Source organism: Pseudomonas sp. ACM7 (assembly GCF_004136015.1).
Lineage (GTDB): Bacteria > Pseudomonadota > Gammaproteobacteria > Pseudomonadales > Pseudomonadaceae > Aquipseudomonas > Aquipseudomonas frigoris.
The window spans coordinates 1,369,495-1,388,281 of the sequence record NZ_CP024866.1 but is presented as its reverse complement, the minus strand read 5'-3'; the positions used below and the strand labels follow the sequence as shown (position 1 = coordinate 1,388,281).

The following is an 18,787-nucleotide window of genomic DNA, read 5'->3' as shown; positions in this document are numbered from 1 at the left end:
GCTGGCATGAAGGCTTTATGGAAAGGATTCTATAGCTACACAGTGATTGGGGTGGCCAATACGCTCATTCATTGGCAGATTTTTTTCGTGCTCACCACGGCTGCCCAACTCAGTCAGGCGGCCAGTAATTTTGCGGCGTTTTGCGTCGCCGCATCATTTTCCTTCTATGTGAATGCGCTTTATACGTTTGATGCGAGGGTGTCGGTACTCCGATACCTGCTCTTTGTGAGCTTCATGGGCGTATTGAGCTTCGGCGTCGGGCTCTTTGCTGATCGGTGGCGAATTCATGGGTTGGTGACCGTTGCCTCGTTTTCGCTTCTGAGCCTGTTTTGCGGGTTCTTTTTCTCGAGGTTTGTCGTGTTTCGCGAGCGCGAGGCATGAAGATTTCCTTGATCGTTCCGGTGTTCAATGAAGAGCAGGCCATCGGGCATTTCTATCAGGCCGTGCGCCAGGAACCATCCTTGCGTCGGCACCAGATCGAGATCGTGTTCATCAACGATGGCAGCACGGACAGAACGGCGGATATCGCCCAAGCCATTACTCTGGTTGATGGTGACGTGCTGCTCATCAACTTCTCGCGCAACTTCGGCAAGGAACCGGCGTTATTCGCAGGCCTGGAATATGCCAGTGGCGATGTCGTCATTCCCATGGATGTGGACTTGCAAGACCCGATAGATGTCATCCCACGCTTTATTAGCGAATGGGAGAACGGTGCCGAAGTGGTCTTGGCCAAGCGTCGCGATCGCTCATCCGACAGGTATCTCAAACGTCAATGCGCGGCAATGTTCTACCACCTGCTGAACCGTATTGCTTACACCCGCATTGAAGAAAACGTCGGCGACTTTCGTTTGATGGATCGCAAGGTGGTGGATGTCATCAAGCAATTGCCGGAACAGCAATTGTTCATGAAAGGTGTGTTGTCGTGGGCGGGGTTTAACAGCGTGACCATCGAATATGACCGCGCGCCCCGCGCCGCCGGCCAGAGCAAGTTCAATGGCTGGAAGTTGTGGAATCTGGCGCTGGAAGGAATTACCTCCTTCAGTACGGTGCCGTTGCGTGTATGGAGCTATGTCGGCGGTGCCATCTCGCTGCTGGCTTTGGTTTATGCCGCCTATATGGTGCTGGACAAGCTTCTCTATGGAAACGAAGTGCCAGGTTATCCGTCCCTGATGACCGTGGTTTTGTTTCTGGGAGGTGTACAACTGATTGGGATCGGAATATTGGGGGAGTACATCGGGCGGATCTACATGGAATCCAAACACCGACCCAGGTATGTGATTAGAAATATTGAGGCGCGCACCACTCAGCACGGCGAGCCGAACCGTTTGAAAAGGATTATTTAAACGATGACCGATCTCTGCGCATACCGCAGCCGATCCTCGAGCCTGCTGGTTGACAGTGTTGGTTTGATCGCGGTGATCGTCCTTGCTTTATTCGTGCGATTTCACGCTATCAGTGTGCCGTCCATCTGGTATGACGAGGCCTTCAGTCTGCTGCTTGCCAAAGAGTCTCCGTGGCAGATCTGGTCCATTACTGCACGGGACGTTCATCCCCCTCTTTACTATGTCTTGCTGCATTACTGGATGCTGTTATTCGGAAACAGCGTTGTGTCTGTGCGGTCGCTGAGTGCTCTGGCAGACGTCGGCACGCTGTTGATTTGCGTGAAACTGATGAGTCTGGTGGCGACGCGGAGGGCGACCTGGATAGCCGCATTGTTGTTGGCATTGCTGCCGATATCGGTTCGCTACAGCCAGGAAGTGCGAATGTACACCTTGGTCAGCTTTTGGCTGATGGGCGCGACTGTGGCGCTGGTGTGCTGGATCAAGGCACCCGATCAAAAGCGTTTTCCGACCGTTTACGTGCTGCTGATGACGGCTGCTTTCTATACGCATTATTTCGCCGCGTTGTGTGTATTGGTGCATTGGCTGTTTTGGTGGCGAGCGCGCGGAGTGCCCGTTCGTGCATGGATGTTGGCCAACATCGCAATTGCTGTTTTGTACCTGCCGTGGGTTCCTCATTTCATTGGTCAACTGCTGCAAAGGAATGGGCTTGACTGGATACCGCCTCTCACGTGGCAGGCAGTGTTGACTGTCGTTTGGCAGTTTACGGTGATGATTGATTCGGTGCCGGCGGCATCCTGGTGGCGTGTGGTGCCGACACTATTGATCTTTGTTTGTGCCGCATCGGTGTTGTTGAGCGATCGGAGTGAGCGACGTTACAGATTGCTTCTGGTAGGTTATTTTTTTGTGCCAGTGCTTACTGTTTTTCTAATGTCGTTGGTGAAACCGATTTTCGTCCATCGATACCTAATGTTCGCTGCTGTCGGGTTGCCCATGATCTGTGCTGTTGCACTTGATTCTTGGTGGCAACGACGACCCTTGTTTGCCGCCGCGACAGTAGTGCTTTTAGTCATTGGACAAATACAGGGACTGCAAATGGTTTACAGACAAACTGATGGATTGAATGGGACCAGTCTTCGCAAAGAACTCAGGCTGGACGCACTGGCGAACGAGATTGATCGGCAGGCCCATCCGGGTGACAAGATCGTACTCGACACTTTGCTCTTTTACTTGCCGTTTACCTACTACAACACCACAGGCATTCAACCGAGGTTTCACATCAAATCATCTGTGGACACATTCCCGGATGAACTAGATCGAGGCGGATACGCGCTGATACCTCAACATCTGAAATGGATTTTTTTCAATGACGTTAGCCAATTGAAACTTAACGGAGGAAGAGTCTGGTGGATAACCGACATACCTGCGACCGAAAGTCATGTGTTGTTCGCGGATGAATGGAAACAAACGTTGACTATCAAGGGCGAAGGGATCGAAGCCCGTCTATTCACTCTCGATGCAGCACCAGCCCCCCTTGTTAGCGTCAGAACGCATCCATCAGCACGACAACACAATCCCTTGCCTGGTAGCCATTGATCTGCGGTACCAACCGCCGAAAATGCTCAGACTGGCAATGAGCATCCAGCGCCGCCTGATTCGGCCATTGTTCGACGAAGATAAAGTGCCCCGGGTCTTTTTGATCGATGAACAGGTCGTAAGCGATGCAATCAGGTTCCAGTCGAGTCTTCTCGACCAGTTCGGCGTATCACGGGCGAACGGTTTCAATGTATTCGGGTTTGATGAAGTCCTGAGCGATGACTTTCAGCATGGCGTCCTTCCTTGGTGTAAAGCCAACCTCCCGATGAGGCTGGCGTTCAAACGTTGTTTACGCAGCAGCCACTTCATTTGGCTCAAAACTATCCGCCCGAGCCATCTGCCACATCCGCGAGTAGAACTCGCCATTCACTTCACCGGCCAGCAACTCCCCCGGTTTCAAGAACACATGCAACTGTGAGAACAATTTGATCTCGGTCGCCGACATGCGCCGTACCAAATGCTTGGCCGACAATTGCGAAGGATGTTCCAACCCGGCAGCGGCGAGCATTTCGGCCAGGGCCTTGAGCGTGTTGCGGTGGAAGTTGAAGACGCGCTGAGCCTTGTCCGGAACCACCAGTGCGCGTTGGCGCAGGGTGTCCTGGGTGGCGACACCGGTCGGGCATTTGTTGGTGTGGCAGCTTTGCGACTGGATGCAGCCGATGGCGAACATGAAGCCGCGTGCCGAGTTGGCCCAGTCGGCGCCGATGGCCAGGACGCTGGCAATGTCGAAGGCGCTGACGATCTTGCCGCTGGCGCCGAGTTTGATTTTGTCCCGCAGGTTCAGGCCGACCAGCGTGTTGTGCACGAACAGCAGGCCCTCGCGCATCGGCACACCAATGTGATCGGTGAACTCCACGGGCGCGGCGCCGGTGCCGCCTTCCTTGCCATCCACCACGATGAAGTCCGGGAGGATGCCGGTTTCCAGCATGGCCTTGGCGATGCCCATGAATTCCCACGGGTGGCCCAGGCAAAACTTGAAGCCCACCGGTTTGCCGCCGGACAGTTCGCGCAACTGCGCGATGAAGTGCATCAGTTCAATCGGCGTGGAAAACGCGCTATGCCGCGACGGCGAGACGCAATCTTCGCCCATCAGGATGCCGCGGGTTTCGGCGATTTCCTTGGTGACTTTGTGCTTGGGCAGGATCCCGCCATGACCGGGCTTGGCGCCTTGGCTCATCTTGATTTCGATCATCCGTACTTGGGGCGTCTGCGCTTGTGCCGCGAAGCGTTCAGGGTCAAAGCGCCCGTCAGCGGTGCGACAGCCAAAGTAGCCGCTGCCGAGTTCCCAGGTCAGGTCGCCGCCGTTTTCCCGGTGATAGGCGCTGATGCTGCCTTCGCCGGTGTCGTGGGCGAAGTTGCCGAGTTTCGCCCCCTGGTTCAACGCGCGAATGGCGTTGGCGCTGAGGGAGCCGAAGCTCATGGCCGAGATGTTGAACACCGACGCCGAGTACGGCTGCGTGCATTGCGGGCCGCCGACGATGACCCGGAAACTGCTCGGGTCGCTCAACGGCGCCGGGCGCATGGAGTGGCCGATGAATTCGAAACCTGACTGATACACATCGATCAACGTGCCGAAGGGTTTGTCGGCGCTTTCGTTTTTGGCGCGCGAATAGACCAGCGAACGCTGCGCCCGGGAGAAGGGCAGGGCATCACTGTCGGATTCGAGCAGGTACTGGCGGATTTCCGGGCGAATACCCTCCACCAGATAACGGATGTTGCCGAGGATCGGGTAATTACGGCGCACTGCGTGAGGGCTTTGCAGCAGATCGAACAGGCCCACGAGGCTGAGAATGCCGGTGACGACGGTGATCGGCCAGAGCCAGTCGTGCTCCAGGAAGGGTAGGCTGGCGAGAGTAAACATCACACAGACGGCAAAGAAGGCGTAGCGGCTCAGGAGTGACAGGCTCATACGGTTTCCTTGGGTTCGGACTCGGTTCTAAAAGATCGCAGCCTGCGGCAGCTCCTACAGAATTGTGCACGGTCGGGCTTTTGTAGGAGCTGCCGAAGGTTCGGGCCGCGTTCGGACGATCTTTTCATGCAATCAGGCATTTTGTGCCTGGAGAAAAATCGAAAACAGCTCGGACTGGGATTTGATCCCCAGTTTGCTGTACATGTGTTTCTTATGGACTTTCACGGTTTCGACAGAGATTTCCAGCTTGCGGGCGATTTCCTTACTGGAGCAACCGCTGAGCATCAAGCGCCCGACGTCCAGCTCCCGGGCGGTCAATTGCGCGCCTTTGAGTTGTTGCACTGACGCTTCCAGCTGCACGCGCCAGTCGACTTGCGGCGGTGCTGGCGCTAGGGCCACGACTTCGTTGATTTCGTAGGGCAGGCGCTGGCGCAACAGGCCGAGCACCCAGGGCTGGATCAGCGACAGCAAGGCAATCTGCTGGCCGCTGAAACGCTGCTTGCTGCCCAGTGACAGGCACAGCGTGCGGTCGCCTTCGAGTTGGCAATTGAACTGGATTTCATCGGCCACCACATTCAGACGAAAGTAGCGCTGGTAATACTCGGTCAGTTCGAAATGCTCCGGCGCCACTTCCGACAGGCGATAGAGCCCGGTGCGCGACTGCTCGCGACAGGCGATGTAGAACGGATCGAGCAGATACAAACCGCGCAGATAATCCTGGAACAACTGATCGGGACTGCCGTCCGCGCCCGGGCATTCGGCGAACACTTGCGGGTGCTGATCGGCGCTGAAAAGCAGCGCCACCCAGCTGTCGAAGGTCACGTACTGATCCAGCAACCGTACCAGCTGCGTCCAGAAATTGGGCTTGTCCAGGGCGTCGATCAGTTGCCCGACCGAGCGGTGCCACGCGATGTCGTCTAACGAAAGTGTCATGTCTCTACCCCTATCGGGTTACCCCAGCGGCGTGATTTCCCGGCCAGTGGCTTGCTGCGCATACTGGCGCACAGACACCGACCGGGCAATCTTTCTGCCAGCCCGGTTAAGAACAAGGAATACCCATGAAAGTCGAACTCGCCCAGTTGGCGGGCCGTGACAACGACACGGCTTACAACCTCGAACGCGCTCTGCAGGCGATGGCTGCCTGTGCTGCCGATACGCAGCTGATCGTGTTTCCCGAAACCCACCTGATGGGCTTTCCGTCGCTTGAGGCGCTGGCCGAAACCGCAGAACCGCTGGACGGTCCGACCGTCAGCGCGGTGCTGGCTGCGGCCCGTGAACACAACATCGCCGTGGTGATCGGCATGGCCGAGAACGACAACGGCCGCTTCTACAACACCACGCTGCTGATCACCCCCGAAGGTATCGCGCTGAAATATCGCAAGACGCATCTGTGGGCGTCGGATCGCGGTGTGTTCGAGGCCGGAGACCGTTACGCCACGTGTGAGTGGAACGGTGTACGCGTTGGCCTGTTGATTTGCTACGACATCGAATTCCCGGAAACCGCCCGGGCACTGGCGCAATTGGGGGCCGAACTGTTGATTGTCACCAACGGCAACATGGACCCGTACGGCCCGACTCACCGCACCGCGATCATGGCCCGCGCCCAGGAAAACCAGGCGTTTGCGCTGATGGTCAACCGGGTGGAAGAGGGCGATGGCGGGTTGGTGTTCGCGGGCGGCAGTGCGCTGGTGGATCCGCTGGGGACTTTGTTGTTCGAGGCCGGGCGCGAGGAAGGACAGTTTGCGGTTGAGCTGGACCTGAATCAGCTGACGGCGGCGCGGCAGGATTATCGGTATCTGGATGATCAGCGGCTGCGATTGCCGGGGGAGATTGTTGAGCATGCTTGTGGATTGCGGGAGCTGATGATTCCTCAGAGCTGATCCGGATCCTGTGTTGTCAGGGCGGGCCTCTTCGCGAGCAAGCCCGCTCCCACAGGGGATCTTCAGCGGACACAGCATTTGTAAACGACACATAACACCTGTGGGAGCGGGCTTGCTCGCGAAGAGGCCCGTCCGGTCGACACACCTGTTTAATAGTTCACCCAATTACAACAACGAAACACCCGAAATTTAGCGCCGAACTCGGCTCTGCCATAAATCTAATAAATTCGGAGTAGTCGCTCATGGCTCGTTTGCAACGCACCCTGTCATTGGGTTCGGTGGTGCTGTTCGGCATCGCCTACATGACGCCGATCATCGTGCTCGGCACCTTTGGCATCCTCGCTCAATCCACTGCCGGCATGGTCCCGGCCGCTTATCTGGCGGCGCTGGTGGCGATGTTTTTCACCGCCATGAGTTACGGCCGAATGGCCTCGGCGTTTCCCGTCGCTGGCTCGGCCTATAGCTATGTCCGCAAGGCGATCAGCCCGAAACTCGGTTTCATCGCCGGTTGGGCCGTGCTGCTCGACTACCTGTTCCTGCCGATGGCGATCTGGCTGATCGGCGCGGCCTACCTCAATTCCGCCTTCCCGGCCGTGCCGCAGTGGATCTGGGTGCTGGCGTTCATCGGCATCACCAGTGCGATCAACATTGTCGGTCTGAAACTGGCCAACGGCATCAACGCGTTACTGATGCTGGTGCAGTTCCTGGTGCTGATCGCCTTCGTTGCGCTGTGCGTTCATTACGTCGGTGGTGATGCGAGCACGCCGTTGTGGTCGGTCAAACCGTTCTTCAACGGTGACATGCAGATGCCGCTGATCATGAGCGGTGCAGCCATCGCCTGCTACTCATTCCTGGGGTTCGACGCGGTCAGCACCCTGACCGAAGAAACCCGCGACCCGCGCCGCACCATCCCGCGAGCGATCATGCTGATTACCCTGATCGGCGGGCTGATCTTCGTCGGTGTGTCGTACTTCGTGCAGATCGCGCATCCGTCGTTCCAGTTCGACAGCGTCGACTCGGCGGCCTATGAAATTGCCCGCAACATCGGTGGTGACCTGTTCGTGTCGATCTTCCTGATCGGCCTGATCGTCGGCCAGTTCGCGTCGGGTCTGTCGGCGCAGGCCAGCGGTTCGCGGCTGTTGTTCGCCATGGGCCGTGACGGCGTGCTGCCAAAATCGTTCTTCGGCACCTTGCATGAACGCTTTGGCACGCCGGTCAACAGCATCCTGCTGTGCGCCGTGGTCGCGTTGCTGGCACTGAAACTGGACGTCACTACCTCGACCTCGTTCATCAACTTCGGCGCGTTCCTGGCGTTCAGTCTGGTGAACCTGTCGGTGATCTTTCACTACTGGATTGGCGGTGAGAACAAAGGGCTGCGTGAATTCGTGTTGTTCTTGTTGTGCCCGTTCATCGGCCTGGCGGCGGATTTGTGGTTGATGGTCAGCCTCGATCACTTGGCGATCTATCTGGGCTTGAGCTGGCTGGCGATTGGCGTGGTGTACCTGGCGGTGTTGACCGGCGGCTTCCGTCGCCAGCCACCGGAGATGGATTTCCAGGAAGCCACATAATTGCCTGACTGCTAAAGAACCTGTGGGAGCGAGCTTGCTCCGGGCGGCGTTCCGACGATAGGGGCGTGTCAGTCGCTATGCATGTTGACTGACACACCGCCATCGTCGGAACGCCGCCCGGAGCAAGCTCGCTCCCACATTTGATTGGCGTTCAGCTTGCCAGCTTTGATTGGTGAATCGGCAACTGGACCCGAAATGTGCTTCCCACACCAACTTCACTGCGCACCGTAATATCCCCCCGATGTTTTTTCACGATGCCATAGGACAGGGACAACCCCAGCCCTGTCCCCTGGCCCACCGGTTTGGTGGTGAAGAACGGGTCGAAGATTTTTTGCAGGCAGTCCGGCGCAATACCGGCGCCGGTGTCTGCGACCTCGATCCACACCGTTTCCGCTTCAAGCCCGGTGCGCAAGGTGATGGTGCCGCGCTCCGGGCCGATGGCCTGAGAGGCGTTGACGATCAGGTTCATGATCACCTGATTGATTTGCGAAGGCAGGCATTCGATGTCGGGCAGGACCTGATACTCCTTGAGCACATCGGCCTTGTACTTGAGTTCGTTGGCGACGATGTTCAAGGTCGATTCGATGCCCTGTTGCAGATTGGCCCACTGCCATTCTTGATTGGAGTCCACCCGGGAGAAGTCCTTCAGGTCCTTGACGATCTGCCCGACCCGGTTGATGCCGTCCTTGGATTCCTTGATCAGCAGCGGAATGTCCTCGCGCAGGAACTCCAGCTCGACCCGTTCGCGCAGTTGATTCAAGCGCTCGACGAGCTCGCTGGAGCCGATCGCCTCTTCCGCATCCCGATAGGCGTCGAGCATTTCCTGCAGCTGTTTGAAGTAGCCATCCAGGGTGCCGAGGTTGGAGGAAATGAAGCCGATGGGGTTGTTGATTTCATGGGCGACGCCGGCCGCGAGTTGCCCCAATGAAGCGAGTTTTTCCGATTGCACCAATTGGGTTTCAAGCTGTTTACGCTCGTCGATTTCCCGCTGCAACTCAACGCTGGCCTCTGTGAACTGCCGGGTTCGGCGTTCGACCATTTGCCCTAAATGGTCCATCTGCACGCTGGCCCGTTCGGTCATGTCCCATTTGGTCAACAGGGTGTTGGCCATCTGCTGGACTTCAATGTTGTCGAACGGTTTTTTCAGAATCAGCAGTCGATCATGGGCCTGCAATCGATCGAGCAGTTCATCCCAGGAATAGTCGGAGTAGGCGGTGCACACCACCACTTGCAGGCGCGGGTCGGCTTGCCACAAATGTTCGATGGTCTGCGCGCCGTCCCAGCCCTCGGGCATGCGCATGTCGACGAAGGCCAGGGCGTAGGGGCGGTTTTCCTGCAAGGCTTCGTTCAGTTTGCCCAGGCCTTCCTGGCCGCCATAGGCCGAGTCCAGCTCGAACAGCGCACTGGTTGATTTCACTTCGTTGCCAAACAGCGCGGCCTCCATCTCGTCCAGTTCGACGGTCTGTTCGGGCATGGGCGTGAGAATCTTGCGGAAATCCACGTGAATGGACGGCGTGTCATCGATCAGCAGAATGCGTCGGTTCGAAAGCTCGCTCATGCTTCCTCCTTGACGGTTTTCAGCGGGATCTGCAACGTGAACAGCGCGCCCTTGCCCGGTCCGTCGCTATGGGCGGTGAGGTGGCCGTTCATTTCGATGGCGGCCAGGGCGCAGCTGTGCAGGCCGAAGCCATGCCCTTCCTTGCGGGTGGTAAACCCGTGGGCAAAGATGCGCGTCATGTTTTCCTCGGCGATGCCTTCGCCGTCGTCCTTGACGCTGACTTGCAGGATCTTGTCTTCGACGATTTTGACCCCCAGGGTCATTTGCCGCTGGCGGTTGCTGAGGTCTGACATCGCGTATTTGGCGTTGCTGATCAGGTTGATCAGGATCAGCAACAACCGGTGTTTATCACCCATGACCTGCGGCACGTCGCTGTACTCCTTGACCACCGTGACGTGGTGTCGGGTCAAGGCGCCGGAGTTCATGCGCAGGGCGTCTTCCAGCAATTCGCTGATGTGCAGCGGTTCCATCAGGCTGTTGGCGCCCGCGTAGGACTGCTGGGTGGCGACGATGTCCTTGATGTGGTCCACGCTTTTGGTCAGTTGGGCCAGCTCTTCGGTCATGCTTTGTTGTTCCAGGGCTATCGCGTCCACCAGTTGATTCAGGTAACCCGGTAGCAACTTGCCTTTCGCGTCCTCGGTCAGAAAGGTGCCGAGGTCGCCTGGATGGTCGTTGATCAGCTGCATGGCCTTACCCAGGCCCTGCGCTTTGCTGCCGCGCAGTTTGCGGCTCACCAGGTCGGCCGAAATGTTCACGCTGTTGAGCACGTTGCCGACGTTGTGCAGCACATTGGTGGCGATCTCGGCCATGCCGGCCTGACGCGCGGTGTCGAGCAGTTCGCTCTGGGTATCCTTGAGTTCGCGGGTGCGCTCTTCAACCCGCAGCTCCAGGTCCTCATTGGCGGTTTGCAGGGCTTTGTTGACGCGATTGATCACGGTGAAACTGCGCATCAGGTGAATCGCCAGGTACACCAGCAGCAACACCAACAGCACCGAAAACAACAGCATGTAGAAGTGATAGCGCTGGTCGACCGCGTCGGTCCGCTGCTGGTCGGTGTTCAGCAGGTTGGTCATGTCGTCCAGGCGTTCGGCCACGGGAACGGCTTCGATGTTTTCCAGTAACCGATTGACCACCGGCTGCTCACGCAGGATCAGTGAAATGTGGTTGCTCAGAATATCGATCGGACTGTGGAACTGTTCAGGTAGACGCTGTTTGTTCACCCCCAGTTTGTTCAGCCCGAGCAGGATGTCGGCGGCCTTGTCATCGGAGGTGACCTGAGCGAACTCCAGGCTGCTGAGCAGCAAGTCATACGTGTCGGTGGCAATGTTCTGAAGTTGCAGTTGGTCCTCATCCACCAACCTGGACAGCTGTTCCTGAATGTCGTCCTCGGCGGTGGGCAGGAACGCCAGCGAGTTGCGAAGCACGGCGTTGTGAGACTTGAACTGCTCCACCAAGCGGGTCTTTTCCTGCATGGCGGTCAGGTACGCATCATGGCTGGCGCGCCAGACGGGCGAGTCGTTGCGGCCATGGCTCGACTCCATGGTGTCGAACCGCTCCCACAGGTTCGTTATCTCGGTCAGCGGTGTGACCAACGGATCGTAGTTGTGACTGATGGCGACCCTGGCCTTGAGGATCTCGGTTTCCCATTGTGCGTTCAGCTGCTTGATCCGGCCGATCAAGTCCCGGGATTCGGTGTAGGTCGTCGTCTGGTTCGAGCTGGATTTGAGGTACAGGAACAGCAGCACCGAAGCCAGCATCAGGGCCACGACACTAAGCAACGCCAGGTTGCGGCGGTTAGTCGTTTTCATAAGGGCTTGCCTCCCCATTCACCGGTCAGGGTCTTGAGGAATTTGATGATCAGCGTTTTGTCGTCGGCAGAGGGAATACGACCGAGCTGGAACTTGAACATCACATCCACCGCCTCTTCAAGAGTCTTGGCCGAGCCGTCGTGAAAGTACGGCGCGGTCACGGCGACGTTGCGCAGGCTCGGGACCTTGAACACGTTGCGGTCCTCTTCGTCCTTGGTGACCAGATAGCGGCCCAGGTCGGCTTCGGTGGGGTTGCCCCGAGTCTTGAAGTAGTCGCCCATGACCCCGAACTTCTGGAACATGTTGCCGCCGATGTTGACGCCCTGATGGCAGGCGATGCAGCCGTAGTCCTTGAAGCGTTGGTAACCGTATTTCTCGTCGAGGGTGAGAATGTCGGTATCGCCTTGCAGGTATTGGTCGAAACGCGAGTTGGCGCTGATCAGCGTGCGCTCATAGGTGGCCAGGGCATTCTGCACATTGTTCATGGTCACGCCGTCCGGGTAGGCGTTGGCGAATGAGGCCTGATATGCCGCATCGGCGGTCAGCGTCTGCACCACATGCTCCCAGTTACTGCCCATTTCACTGGGGCTTTGCACCACGCCGTGGATCTGGGTTTCCAGGGTGTCGGCGCGGCCGTTCCAGAATTGCCGGAAGTTCAGGCTGGCGTTGAACACGCTGGGGGTGTTGATCGTCAACGGAAGGCCGGCGAAACCGATGGAAAACGCCTTGTTGTCGGCGCCGCCGTTTTCCAGTCGATGGCAACTGGCGCAGGACAGTGAGCTGTCGACCGACAAGCGCGGTTCATTGAACAACTGACGACCGAGTTCGACCCGCAGGGGATTCTGTTGGGGCACCGCCGGCAGTGGTTTGAGCGCTTCATCCAGTGGCGCGGCACTGGCGCTCAGGCAGAGCCCGAACAACGGCGCCAATAGCAGACGGTGAAAGGAAGGCGGCATCTGATAATTCCTTGGCGTAGGGCCTGTGTGTCGTTGCGCATCGTTCACGTGGCTGCGGATGAAGAGGGCTTCACCGACCCCAGATACCGGACGAAGGCGTCAGGCTCCACGGCTTTGCTGAAATAGAAACCCTGGCCTTCCTCGCATTGATGGGCCTTGAGGAAATCCAGTTGTTCGAGGGTTTCCACCCCTTCGGCAATGATGGTCAGCTTGAGGCTCCGGCCCAGGCTGATGATGGCGCTGACCAGCGCGGCGTCGTTGCTGTCTCTGCTTAAACCGCGAATGAACGACTGGTCGATTTTCAGCACGTCGATGGGAAAACGCCGCAAGTAGCTCAGGCTGGAATAACCGGTACCGAAGTCATCGATGGCCAGTCGCACGCCCATGACTTTAAGCCGGGTCAGGGCGGTCACCGTGGTTTCGACGTTCTGCATCAACACGCCCTCGGTGATTTCCAGCTCCAGCAAGGCCGGTTCCAGGCCTGTTTTTTTGAGTGTCTGTTCGATGCCGTCGACAAAGTCCCGCTGACGGAAATCGATGGCCGACATATTCACCGACATATAGATCTTCGGCAGCCCCGCGGCCTGCCAGGCGCAGGCTTGTCGGCACGCCTCGGCCAGCACCCATTTGCTCAACGGTACGATCAAACCGCTGTCTTCGGCCACACTGATGAAGTCCGAGGGGTAGACCAGGCCGTGCCCCGGTTTTTGCCAGCGAATCAACGCCTCGGCCCCGACCACCTGGCCACTGCCCAGGTCCAGTTTGGGCTGGTAATGCAGGACAAATTCGTTGCGCTCCAGCGCCTGGCGAATGCCGCTCTCGATGCTTTGCTGATCCCGGGCGCGCTGGTTCATCTCGTCGATGAAAAAACTGAAATCGTTCGGGCCGCTTTCCTTGACGTTGCGCATCGCGGTTTCGGCTTTCTTGATCAGCGCGATGGCATCGAAGCCGTCGTCCGGGTAAATGCTGATGCCCAGGCTGGCGGTCACGCTCAGGTCGTGGCCGGCAATGTGCTGGGGCGCGCGGATGGCGTTCAAGAGTTTTTCGGCGATGCCCTTGGTCTGCTGGGGATGGCGGACGTCGGCGAGGATCACCACGAATTCATCGGAACCGTAGCGGAACACCGAGTCGGACTCGCGCACCGTCGCCACCAGATTGCGCCCGACCTGTTTAAGCATTTCGTCACCGGCCGGATGACCCAGGGCATTGTTGATGCGCTTGAAGCGATCGAGGCCCAGAAACATCACGGCCAGTTGTTTGTCATGGCGCCGGGACAGGGCCAGTGACTGGTTCAACCGGTCACCGAGCAACGTGCTGTTGGGCAGCTCGGTCAGTACGTCGTACTGCAACAAGTGCGACACCTTGAGCAATTCGTGGACCCGCGCCTCGATGGTTTGCTCCAGGCTCAGGACCTTCATCGCCGCGTCCTGCGCCATCTGCCATTTCCAGGTCAGGGCACTGGCCATCTGGCGGATTTCCAGGCTGTCGAAGGGCTTTTTCAGCACCAGCAACTGGTCGCCGAACTCCAGCCGTTCGGCCATGTCTTCCCAGGTGTAATCGGAATAGGCCGTGCACAACGCGATTTGCAAGTGAGGGTCGGCCTTCCACAGTTGTTCGATGGTTTCCAGACCGTCCCAGCCCGGTGGCATACGCATATCGGTGAACGCCATGGCATAGGGGCGATCTTCGGCCCGTGCGCGCTTGACCAGTTCGAGGGCTTCCTGGCCCTGGTAGGCCGAGTCGAGCTGGAACGTCAGCCGATCAAGCTGCACGGTGCCGAACAGGGCTTCTTCTGCACCGGCGAGGGTCTGTTCACCTCCGGGCTCTTCACCTTCGATCTCAGGGCCAAGAATCTTGCGAAAGTCCTCATGAATCGAGGGCGTGTCGTCGATGATCAGGATGCGCCGGTTGGTCCGCACGAAAGGCGATTTCATCCTTTGTCCTCCGTGAAGCGTGGCGGGTTGTCCAGAATCGGCCCGATGTCGTGGTTCGGGGGCACGATGCTGCCGGCCTTCAGCAGCTCGGCGGCCTGCTGGCTGCTGACCGCTTTGCTGAAGAAGTAACCCTGGGCGTTCATCGGTGAACCGGTGGCCATCAGCGCGCTGCGCTGCTCCTGGGTTTCGACGCCCTCGGCAATGATGCCGATCCCGACTTCACGGGCGAAGTTGATGATGGCGCGCAGGGTGTTCGCGCTGGCCGGATCGCGGGCGGCGGTGTCGATGAAGGCCTGCGCAAGTTTCAGGTGATTGACTTGGTAGGTCTTGAGGTAGTCGAACGAGGAATACTCGGTGCCGAAGTCGTCGATGGCGATCTTTACCCCCAGCTCACGCAGGCGCGGCAGCACATCGTTGTGGGTCCATTTGGTCTGGGCCAGCGTCGCTTCAGTGACGTCGAAGCGCAGGTCCCAGGGGCAGAGTTCCCAGCGCGCGGTGGTGCGCAGCACGTCATAGATCAGTTCGGGACCACTTTTGAGTTGGGCCAGGGACAGCTTGATCGCAATCACCGGCGGCGCCATGCCTTCATCGCGCCATTGGCGCATTTGCTGGCAGGCGCGATCCAGCACCCAGTGACCGAGCGCGACGATGGTGCCGGTCTTTTCCGCCGCGGGCAGGAACGCCGGGGCTTCCAGTAAACCGCGCTCAGGGTGGTTCCAGCTGACCTGAGCTTCCATGCCGAGGATTTTGCCGCTGCTCAGGTCCACTTCCGGCCAGTAATGCAGTTCGAGTTCCTGGTGTTCGATGGCCGCTCTCAGGTCGCTGGCGATGGTCATGCGTTCGACCACCTCCTGGTTGATCTCCTCGGAGTGGAAGTGGTACTGGTTGCGGCCCTTTTCCTTGGAGCGATACAGCGCCATGTCGGCCTGGGTCAGCAGGCCGTCGGCGCTGGTGCTTTCCGGGGTACAGCTACTGATGCCGATACTCACCGAGACCCGCACATCATTGCCGGCCAGGGAGTAGGGCAGTACCAGCGTGTCGCGGATCTTGGCGGCCAGGGCCGCGGATTGGGTCGGGTCGCCGACATCCAGCTGCAAGATCGCGAACTCGTCACCGCCGAGTCGGGCGACCACATCGTTTTCGCGCACGCAGGCCTTGATCCGGCGGGAAACCTCTTGCAGCAACAGGTCGCCTACCGGATGGCCGAGGGTGTCGTTGATGCGTTTGAAGTGATCCAGGTCCAGGTAAAACATGGCGAACGGTGCCGCCCCCCGACGCGCAGAGGCGAATGCCTGGTGCAACCGCTCGATCAGCGTCGCACGGTTGGCCAGCCCGGTCAGCCCGTCGGTGCGGGCCAGCAGGGCGATTTTCTCTTCGGCCAGTTTGCGTTCAGTGATGTCGATGATGATGCCTTCGACTTCCAGCAAACGGCCTTCATCGTCGCGCACCGGGATGTAGCGGTTTTCGACCCAGCGCCAGGCTCCTTCGCCAGTGCGCATCCGGAATTCGATGGAAGCGCCCGCCGCATGACGGTCCAGCACCCGGGCCATGGCGGTGTCGACCTTCGTTTGATCATCGGGATGGATCAGTTCCTGGGACCAGTTGGCCGAGGCGACCAGTTTCGCCGCGACATGACCGTATTTGGTGATGTTGTGCGAGATATACATCAACGGAAACGACGGCTCGCCGCGCAACCGATACAGAATGGTGGGGCTGTTCTGCACGATGATGTTGGCGTCGGACAGCTCTCGGGTGCGTTCTTCGACCGCCTGTTCGAGCAGCGACATCTTCAGCTCTGCGTCTTCGGTCATTTGCCACTTGGCCGTCAATGCGCTGGCCATCTGGCGGATTTCGATGGCATCGAAGGGTTTTTTCAGAATCAGCAGGCGATCGCCCAGTTCCAGGCGTTCGTCGATGTCTTCCCAGGAATAGTCGGAATAAGCGGTGCAAAGCGCCACTTGCAGCTTGGGATCGGCCTGCCACAGCCGTTCGATGGTTTCCAGCCCGTCCCAGCCCGGCGGCATGCGCATGTCGATGAAGGCCATCGCGTAGGGCATGTCATTGGCCAGCGCCGTTTCGACCTTGTCCAGGGCTTCGAGGCCCTGAAACGCCGAGTCGAGCACGAAGCTTTGCAGCGATAGCGCCGCGGGGGTGCCGAACAGGGCATTTTCGGCGCTGATCAGGCTGTCGTCATCGATCGATGGCGGACTGAGGATCTTGGCGAAGTCCGCATGAATCGAGGCTGTGTCGTCGACGATAAGAATCCGCCGGTTGGTCCGCGCCAGCAGCGTATTTATCGACATACGCCAGTACCGGCAGCAGTTTGATGCGGTGTTCTCATAGAGGGGCTTCCTTTCCCTGATCACCTGGCCGACCGTACAGATTATGGATCCGAGTCAGCTGAGCATAGTCGTCTGTCCAGCACTTCGCGCAATTCAATGAGCTGAATCATTTCCGTTGGCGGGCTGAAAATCATCTAGCCTGTAGGTCAGGCTCCGGCAATAGGGGATGTTTGCCTCGGGGCCTGCCACAACGATGTGCCCGTTTCACTTGAGGTGACGCCATGGAAGAGCAACTCCCCACGACTTTGAACGATAAACCCAAGGTGCTGCTGGTCGATGACGAGGAGTCAATCCTCAACAGCCTGCGTCGCCTGTTACGCGGCCAGCCCTACGAGTTGCTGCTGGCCACCAGCGGTGCCCAGGCGCTGGAGATCATGGAGCAACACTCCATTGACCTGGTGATGACCGACGCACGCATGCCCAATATGGACGGCGCCACGCTGCTGGCCCGCATCCATCAGCTTTACCCGACGACCACCCGGATTCTGCTCACCGGCTACGCGGACATGCCGACGATCATCAAAGCGATCAACGAAGGGAAGATTCACCGCTACATCAGTAAACCCTGGAACGACGAGGAAATGCTCCTGACCTTGCGCCAGGCCCTGGCTCATCAATACTCCGAGCGCGAACGCCAACGTCTGGAGCAGTTGACCCGGCTGCAGAACGACCAGTTGAAGTCGCTCAACACCACCCTGGAAAAACACGTCGCCGCCCGTACTGCCGAACTCCAGCAGACCGCCGACATGCTCGACCTGGCCTACGAAGAGCTCAAGCACAGCTATGTCACCGGCACCGAGGTGTTCTCGCTGCTGGCCAACCTGCGCTTGCCCCCGGCCAAACAGACCAACCGCCAGATCATCGAACTGGTGCGGGTCTACTGCAAACTTCATGGCCTGGACGAGGGCACCAGTCGCGACCTGACCATGGCCGCGGCGCTCTACAACATTGGCAAACTGAGCTGGACCGACAGCATGATGACCGCGCCCGCGGACCTGCTGCATCACAGCGATAGGGAGCGCTATCGCGGTTATCCAAAGCAGAGCGAATCGCTGTTGATGACGCTCGATCCGATGAAGGACGCCGCCCGTCTGATTCTTCATCATCAGGAGCGCTGGGACGGCAGCGGCTTCCCCGACCGGCTCAAGGGCGAGGCGATTCCGTTCGGTTCGCGGCTGTTGAAACTCTCGGTGGATTTCATCGAGTTGCAGCGCGGGCTGATCCTTGAGCGGCAGATGAACAGCGATGAAGCGCTGGTCTACATCCGCAGCTATGCCGGGCGACTCTACGATCCCGACCTGGTGGAGGATTTCATCCAGGTCTGTGCCGCGTACCTGAGCGATATCTCGTTGGCCGACCCGTCAGTGAAGGTGCTGAGCACGCGGGAAGTGACAGCGGGCATGATCCTGGCGCGCAACCTCAATGCCGACAACGGCATGCTGCTGCTCAATGCCGGCAAGGTGTTGAATGGGCCGCTGGTGGAGAAGTTGATCGCCTTCGAAGCCATGGAAGGCGCGAAATACAGCATTTTTGTAAAGGTGCCGGAAGACGTTGCGGTTCTCGAGGCCAGTTAGTTTTCCAGACTCTTCACAACCCTCCTGTGGGAGATTCTATGTTGCAGGGCAACCCCGCAACTTCAGGCCGGCTGGTATTTGCTCTGATTTTTCATCAGGGCAAATGCCACCCGGCAGAGTTTCCGGGCAAGGGCCACCAATGCCTGGGTTTTCGAGAAGCCTCTTGCCAAATATGACTCGTAAAACGGTTTCCATTTAGCTGAGCGACAGGCTGCCATTGCGGCGTTGTAAGCCAACCGGCGTACTTCCGGATCCCCTTTTTTGGTCAGGTGCCGGGGGCCGTTCTTCTTCCCGGAGTCATCAACCGTAAGGTCCATCCCTA

14 protein-coding genes and 1 pseudogene are annotated in these 18,787 nt (G+C 58.5%); 6 read left to right on the top strand and 9 right to left on the bottom strand.

What is annotated here, in order from left to right; all coding sequences use genetic code 11:
* The first annotated feature begins 6 nt into the window (after positions 1–6).
* From CUN63_RS06640 to CUN63_RS06630, 3 genes are read left to right on the top strand one after another with little or no spacing between them, the layout of a single operon-like run.
* Entirely contained in the window at positions 7–381 is a 375-nt protein-coding gene (locus CUN63_RS06640) for a GtrA family protein (RefSeq protein WP_129438091.1), read from the top strand.
* A complete protein-coding gene (locus tag CUN63_RS06635) occupies positions 378–1,343 on the top strand; it encodes a glycosyltransferase family 2 protein (RefSeq protein ID WP_129438089.1) in 966 nt (321 codons plus the stop codon). The genes CUN63_RS06640 and CUN63_RS06635 overlap by 4 nt, the downstream gene beginning before the upstream one ends.
* Positions 1,344–1,346: 3 nt before the next feature.
* A complete protein-coding gene (locus tag CUN63_RS06630; protein WP_129438087.1) occupies positions 1,347–2,936 on the top strand; it encodes a glycosyltransferase family 39 protein in 1,590 nt (529 codons plus the stop codon).
* On the opposite strand, the pseudogene CUN63_RS06625 reads toward CUN63_RS06630, so the two are convergent.
* From CUN63_RS06625 to CUN63_RS06615, 3 genes and pseudogenes are all read right to left on the bottom strand, one after another.
* Positions 2,884–3,168, bottom strand: a pseudogene (locus CUN63_RS06625) (putative quinol monooxygenase). The gene CUN63_RS06630 and the pseudogene CUN63_RS06625 overlap by 53 nt on opposite strands.
* Positions 3,169–3,225: 57 nt before the next feature.
* Complete coding sequence (locus tag CUN63_RS06620; protein WP_129438085.1) at positions 3,226–4,845, bottom strand: FMN-binding glutamate synthase family protein; 1,620 nt, start codon at positions 4,843–4,845, stop codon at positions 3,226–3,228.
* A 132-nt stretch (positions 4,846–4,977) separates the two neighbouring features.
* Positions 4,978–5,778 (bottom strand): LuxR C-terminal-related transcriptional regulator, encoded by an 801-nt coding sequence (locus tag CUN63_RS06615; RefSeq protein WP_008147857.1) that lies wholly within the window; start codon positions 5,776–5,778, stop codon positions 4,978–4,980.
* A gap of 125 nt (positions 5,779–5,903) precedes the next feature.
* Here CUN63_RS06615 and CUN63_RS06610 point away from each other — a divergent pair, with 125 nt between their 5' ends.
* The gene (locus CUN63_RS06610; RefSeq protein WP_129438083.1) at positions 5,904–6,725 is read left to right on the top strand and encodes a carbon-nitrogen hydrolase family protein; all 822 of its coding nucleotides are present in this window, start codon (positions 5,904–5,906) and stop codon (positions 6,723–6,725) included.
* A gap of 242 nt (positions 6,726–6,967) precedes the next feature.
* Positions 6,968–8,293 (top strand): APC family permease, encoded by a 1,326-nt coding sequence (locus tag CUN63_RS06605; RefSeq protein ID WP_129438081.1) that lies wholly within the window; start codon positions 6,968–6,970, stop codon positions 8,291–8,293.
* A gap of 151 nt (positions 8,294–8,444) precedes the next feature.
* Here CUN63_RS06605 and CUN63_RS06600 read toward each other — a convergent pair whose 3' ends face one another.
* The 5 genes from CUN63_RS06600 to CUN63_RS06580 are packed head-to-tail and all read right to left on the bottom strand — an operon-like array spanning position 8,445 to position 16,852.
* On the bottom strand, positions 8,445–9,851 hold the full coding sequence (locus CUN63_RS06600; protein WP_129438080.1) for an ATP-binding protein: 1,407 nt from the start codon (positions 9,849–9,851) through the stop codon (positions 8,445–8,447).
* A complete protein-coding gene (locus tag CUN63_RS06595) occupies positions 9,848–11,659 on the bottom strand; it encodes a DAHL domain-containing protein (RefSeq protein ID WP_129438078.1) in 1,812 nt (603 codons plus the stop codon). The genes CUN63_RS06600 and CUN63_RS06595 overlap by 4 nt, the downstream gene beginning before the upstream one ends.
* Positions 11,656–12,615, bottom strand: a complete 960-nt coding sequence (locus CUN63_RS06590) for a cytochrome-c peroxidase (RefSeq protein ID WP_129438076.1) — start codon at positions 12,613–12,615, stop codon at positions 11,656–11,658. Before CUN63_RS06590 ends, CUN63_RS06595 begins: the two co-directional genes overlap by 4 nt.
* A gap of 44 nt (positions 12,616–12,659) precedes the next feature.
* A complete protein-coding gene (locus CUN63_RS06585; protein ID WP_129438074.1) occupies positions 12,660–14,549 on the bottom strand; it encodes a bifunctional diguanylate cyclase/phosphodiesterase in 1,890 nt (629 codons plus the stop codon).
* Positions 14,546–16,852 carry a bifunctional diguanylate cyclase/phosphodiesterase gene (locus CUN63_RS06580; protein ID WP_129438072.1) on the bottom strand — a complete coding sequence of 769 codons (2,307 nt, stop codon included), beginning with the start codon at positions 16,850–16,852 and terminating at the stop codon, positions 14,546–14,548. Before CUN63_RS06580 ends, CUN63_RS06585 begins: the two co-directional genes overlap by 4 nt.
* 260 nt (positions 16,853–17,112) lie before the next feature.
* Between CUN63_RS06580 and CUN63_RS06575 the strand changes: the two genes are divergently transcribed.
* On the top strand, positions 17,113–18,465 hold the full coding sequence (locus tag CUN63_RS06575) for an HD domain-containing phosphohydrolase (RefSeq protein WP_129438070.1): 1,353 nt from the start codon (positions 17,113–17,115) through the stop codon (positions 18,463–18,465).
* Positions 18,466–18,527: 62 nt separating this feature from the next.
* Here CUN63_RS06575 and CUN63_RS06570 read toward each other — a convergent pair.
* Positions 18,528–18,787, bottom strand: a 260-nt coding sequence (locus CUN63_RS06570) for a transposase (RefSeq protein WP_256657628.1), incomplete at its 5' end; no start/stop codon positions are given.

What these genes read in the sequence shown, in the direction of transcription:
- CUN63_RS06640 (WP_129438091.1), top strand. Translation starts at nt 7, where the DNA reads ATGAAGGCTTTATGGAAAGGATTCTATAGCTACACAGTGATTGGGGTG.
- CUN63_RS06635 (WP_129438089.1), top strand. Translation starts at nt 378, where the DNA reads ATGAAGATTTCCTTGATCGTTCCGGTGTTCAATGAAGAGCAGGCCATC.
- CUN63_RS06630 (WP_129438087.1), top strand. Translation starts at nt 1,347, where the DNA reads ATGACCGATCTCTGCGCATACCGCAGCCGATCCTCGAGCCTGCTGGTT.
- CUN63_RS06620 (WP_129438085.1), bottom strand. Translation starts at nt 4,845, where the DNA reads ATGAGCCTGTCACTCCTGAGCCGCTACGCCTTCTTTGCCGTCTGTGTG.
- CUN63_RS06615 (WP_008147857.1), bottom strand. Translation starts at nt 5,778, where the DNA reads ATGACACTTTCGTTAGACGACATCGCGTGGCACCGCTCGGTCGGGCAA.
- CUN63_RS06610 (WP_129438083.1), top strand. Translation starts at nt 5,904, where the DNA reads ATGAAAGTCGAACTCGCCCAGTTGGCGGGCCGTGACAACGACACGGCT.
- CUN63_RS06605 (WP_129438081.1), top strand. Translation starts at nt 6,968, where the DNA reads ATGGCTCGTTTGCAACGCACCCTGTCATTGGGTTCGGTGGTGCTGTTC.
- CUN63_RS06600 (WP_129438080.1), bottom strand. Translation starts at nt 9,851, where the DNA reads ATGAGCGAGCTTTCGAACCGACGCATTCTGCTGATCGATGACACGCCG.
- CUN63_RS06595 (WP_129438078.1), bottom strand. Translation starts at nt 11,659, where the DNA reads ATGAAAACGACTAACCGCCGCAACCTGGCGTTGCTTAGTGTCGTGGCC.
- CUN63_RS06590 (WP_129438076.1), bottom strand. Translation starts at nt 12,615, where the DNA reads ATGCCGCCTTCCTTTCACCGTCTGCTATTGGCGCCGTTGTTCGGGCTC.
- CUN63_RS06585 (WP_129438074.1), bottom strand. Translation starts at nt 14,549, where the DNA reads ATGAAATCGCCTTTCGTGCGGACCAACCGGCGCATCCTGATCATCGAC.
- CUN63_RS06580 (WP_129438072.1), bottom strand. Translation starts at nt 16,852, where the DNA reads ATGTCGATAAATACGCTGCTGGCGCGGACCAACCGGCGGATTCTTATC.
- CUN63_RS06575 (WP_129438070.1), top strand. Translation starts at nt 17,113, where the DNA reads ATGGAAGAGCAACTCCCCACGACTTTGAACGATAAACCCAAGGTGCTG.